Origin of the sequence: Natronomonas sp., from assembly GCF_046710025.1 — an archaeon.
Taxonomy (GTDB): domain Archaea; phylum Halobacteriota; class Halobacteria; order Halobacteriales; family Haloarculaceae; genus Natronomonas.
Genome location: NZ_JBKEGK010000229.1, coordinates 1 through 3,995 on the forward strand (window position 1 = coordinate 1; position 3,995 = coordinate 3,995).

3 protein-coding genes are annotated in these 3,995 nt (G+C 66.0%); 2 read left to right on the plus strand and 1 reads right to left on the minus strand.

Annotated elements, in window-relative coordinates:
- Window positions 1–386: 386 nt before the first annotated feature.
- Entirely contained in the window at window positions 387–1,580 is a 1,194-nt protein-coding gene (gene glmU, locus ACI944_RS12630) for a bifunctional sugar-1-phosphate nucleotidylyltransferase/acetyltransferase (RefSeq protein WP_411719394.1), read from the plus strand.
- A gap of 257 nt (window positions 1,581–1,837) precedes the next feature.
- A complete protein-coding gene (locus tag ACI944_RS12635) occupies window positions 1,838–2,689 on the plus strand; it encodes a hypothetical protein (RefSeq protein WP_411719395.1) in 852 nt (283 codons plus the stop codon).
- Window positions 2,690–3,001: 312 nt separating this feature from the next.
- On the opposite strand, the gene rnz is transcribed toward ACI944_RS12635, so the two are convergent.
- Complete coding sequence (gene rnz / locus ACI944_RS12640; RefSeq protein WP_411719396.1) at window positions 3,002–3,973, minus strand: ribonuclease Z; 972 nt, start codon at window positions 3,971–3,973, stop codon at window positions 3,002–3,004.
- Window positions 3,974–3,995: the final 22 nt, after the last annotated feature.

Consider the following 3,995-nt stretch of genomic DNA (forward strand, 5'->3'; position numbering starts at 1 on the left):
CACACAGCCCCGAGAGCAGCGCTTGCTTCGGTGTATCGTGAGGCGTTAGGGCCGTGATCCGCCGGCACGCCAGGTTATCCGTACAGCACATTATCGATGCTGTTTTCGCCCGTTTCGACGCCCGAACGGAACCGGTTGGGGTGGATGCACTCTCCGACGACGGTACTGTGACTGACGGCAATGTAGCTGAGGACAGTGTGACTGACGGCTCCCGGAACGGGTCGATTACGTCGTCACGCGACTCATAGGCCTCGTTGATCGGCCGCGTCAGCAGTTCCTGTTGTGTGATGTTGCTCCTCATTTCACCGTCGGATGCGTGCATTCCGAGTTATATCTCGGCCAATGCGTGTATCCTGATTTATGTGTGTCTCGCCCGAGGCCGGCGTATGGACGCAGTCATCATCGCCGCCGGCAAAGGCACGCGGATGCGGCCCCTCACCGAGCGCCGCCCAAAGCCGTTGCTCCCGGTCGGAGCCTCGACCCTCATAGAGCGGACCATGGGACAGTGCGTGGACATCGTCGATCGGTTCGTCGTCGTCGTCGGCTACCGCGCCGACGACATCAGAGACGCGATCGGGACCGGTTACGAGGGAACGCCGGTCGAGTACGTCACACAGGAGGAGGCCCTCGGGACGGCCCACGCCATCGGGCAGGCAAGCGAGGTCGTCGAGAATCGCTTTCTTGTGCTCAACGGCGACGTCGTCGTCGACGACACGCTTCCGCGAGAGCTCGCCGACGCCGACGGCGCAGCGATGGCCGTCCAGCCCGTCGAGAACCCCGGCGCCTACGGCGTCGTCGAGACCGAACGCGGCGTCGTCACCGACCTCGTCGAAAAGCCCGACGAGCCGCCGTCAAACCTGATCAACACCGGCGTGTACGCGTTCACGTCATCGGTCTTTGGGTACATCGACGAGACGGAACAGAGCCCCCGCGGCGAGTACGAGATCACCGACACCATCGGACGGCTGCTCGCGGACGGCCGCGCCGTCGAGGCTGTGGAATACGACGGCGTCTGGCGGGACGTGGGCCGGCCCTGGGAGCTACTTGACGTGACCGACATCGCCCTCTCGGATCTCGATACGCAACTCGATGGGACCATCGAGGACGACAGCCACCTCCACGGGGCGGTGGTCGTCGAGGACGGCGCTAGAGTGCGGTCGGGGGCGTACGTCGAGGGGCCGGTCGTGATCCGATCGGGCGCCGACGTCGGCCCGAACGCGTACGTCCGCGGTCCGACGGTCATCGGGCCGGGCGTTCGAGTCGGCAACGGCGTCGAAATCAAGCATTCCGTGTTGTTCTCGGACGCCGCCGTCGGCCACCTCTCGTACGTCGGCGATTCCGTCCTCGGCGCGGACGTGAACTTCGGGGCGGGGACGGTCGTCGCTAACCTGCGTCACGACGACGCGCCGGTTCGAATGGACATAAAGGGCGAATCAGTCGACACCGGGCGTCGGAAACTCGGCGTCGTCGTCGGAGACGAAGCAAAGACAGGCATCAACACGAGCCTCAACGCCGGCGTCCGTCTCGGCGTCGGCGCAACGACGACCCCCGGAGAATCCGTGTTGACGGATCGGTTGTGAACGGTCGGTAGCCGATTCCACGGGAGGGGGTGAGGCGGCTCGGAGGTCCACGAATCGAAGCCGCGATTAAATCGGAGGATAGCGTCTTCGCGGGCAGCGTCCGCGTCGACAGCGACGCGAGGTGATCGAACACGGGCCGAGTCGCTTTGCGCTCGAAGCCGGACCGAAGGGGATAAGTCGACGGGCAGCGCCGATCGAGACACCCACGGGGCGTCCGCAACGGCGGCCGACGGACCCCCGATCAACGGCCCCCCGCCATGTCCGATCGAGAGTCACTCCACGATCGAATTCAGGTCGGGGACCTCGTGCTGATGGCTGTTTTCCCGTTAGTGACGGGGACCGTCTACGCGTTGCCGACCGGCACGCGCGAGGCATTAGTGTTCGAGTACGACGAGCCGACCATCGAGACGGCGTTCACCTCGGCGTTCGTTCATCTCGACGCCGCTCACCTGTCACAGAACCTGCTGTTGTATGCGCTCGTCATCGGCTCTGTCTACGTGCTCTGTCTCACCGCCCGGAATCGCCGGCAGTTTCGCGTCTTCGTTGGGACCGTCCTGATCGCGTTCCCGTTCGTGTTGTCGTATATTAATCTCGCAATCGCCCGATCGTCGGTCTCGTTCGGGGCCTCGGGGCTCGTCATGGCGTTGGCGGGGTACCTCCCGCTCGCGCTGGCGGTGCATCTTGAGGCCAACTTCGGGGTGGGACCGGTGCGTACGTTCGCCCCCCTGACGTTCATTCCGACCCTCGGGCTCGTGTCCGTGTTGAGCCTTCGGTCCGTCCTCCGGACGAACGCGACCGCCCGATGGGTCGTCATCGGGCTGGTGGCAGCCACGTTGCTCGCCACGCTGTGGTACGGGCTCTCGGCGTACGAACGCAGCAAGGCAGCGGGATGGGACGTCCGAAACGCCCTCGCAACGCCGGGCGGGCCCGAACTCGTCGGGGCGGCGTCGCTCGTGCTTCTCGCGATTCTCTTTGTCGCCTTTCCTGCCGATCCGACCGTCGGTGCCGGCGTGGTGAACCTCTACGAGCACTTTCTCGGGTACTCGCTAGGGTTCATCGTCTCGTTCACGACCGCGGAGATCACGGCTCAAATCGACGGGATCGAGTAGAGCGGGCAAACCGAACGCGGGTGACGGTGACACATCACAGCACCGAATCTCCCCGAGATCCGTCGTGCCCGTTCTCGTTCCGACGATCGAAGCGCCGACTATCGAGGAGTCTCGGCGCGGAATTCGAAGCGTGCGCCGCCGTCGGCCACATCGGTCACGTCGATCGACCAGTCGTGGGCGTCGGCGATCTGTTCGACCATCGCCAGCCCGAAGCCGGTGCCGTCCGTATCTGTTATAGCTCCACAATCGAGGACGTACTCGGGCTGCTTGGGGGATGTCAGGGGCGTCGTCCTGGATAAAAATCCGGGGGCGCTAAGTGGATCCGGGGCCGGAGTCAGCGTCCGACTCGGACTCGGGGCTGGGGTCGGGGTACGGTACCTCAAGTTCGTCGCCGTCCTCGGGGACGAACGCCTCGCCGTCGAATGCCTCGCGGGCCTCTCGTTCGAGTGGGGCGACGGTGCCGGCGTACCGCGAGGAGACGTGCACCAACGCGAGCCGCGCCGCGTCGGCCTGGGTGGCGAGTTCGGCGGCCTCGGCCGCCGTCGAGTGGGCGGTGCGGCGGGCGCGATCGGCGTTGTCTGTCGCAAACGTCGCGTCGTGGATCAGCAGGTCCGCGCCCGCGGCAACCTCGGCAGTCCGGTCTCTCGGGCGCGTATCGCCGGTGTAGACGACGGTTCGGCCGGGACGGGGATCGCCGACCACCTGCTCGGGATCGACGACGGTTCCGTCTTCAAGTTCGACGGCCTCGCCCGCGTGGAGGCGCTGGAACATCGGACCGACGGGGACGCCCAACTCCTCGGCGCGCTCGCGATCGAACCGCCCCTTGCGGTCGGCCTCAACGAGAACGTATCCCACGGATCGGGTGTCGTGATCCGTCTCGAAGGCGGCGATCTCGTAGCCATCGCCCTCGCGGGCGGTGTCGCCGGCGGCGACGTCCTCGATCCGCACCGGGAACGACTGGTGGCCGGCCGCGGCGTCGAGGAGCCGCCGCATCCGACCGCCGGTACCGTCGGGAACGTGGATCGTCAGGTCGGCCTCGCGATCGTTGAAGTCCATCGTCTGGAGGAGGCCGGGCAGCCCGAGCGTGTGGTCGCCGTGGAGGTGGGTGACGAAGACATCGGAGACGCCAAAGCCGGTCCCAAAGCGCATCATCTGACGTTGGGTTCCCTCGCCGCAGTCGAACAGGAAGCGCTCGCCTTCCCGCCGGAGGAACACCGAACTCGTGTTCCGTCGGGTCGTCGGCACCGCGCCGCCTGTCCCGAGAAACGTCACCCGAAGCGACATACGCCTATCGAACGGCGGGATG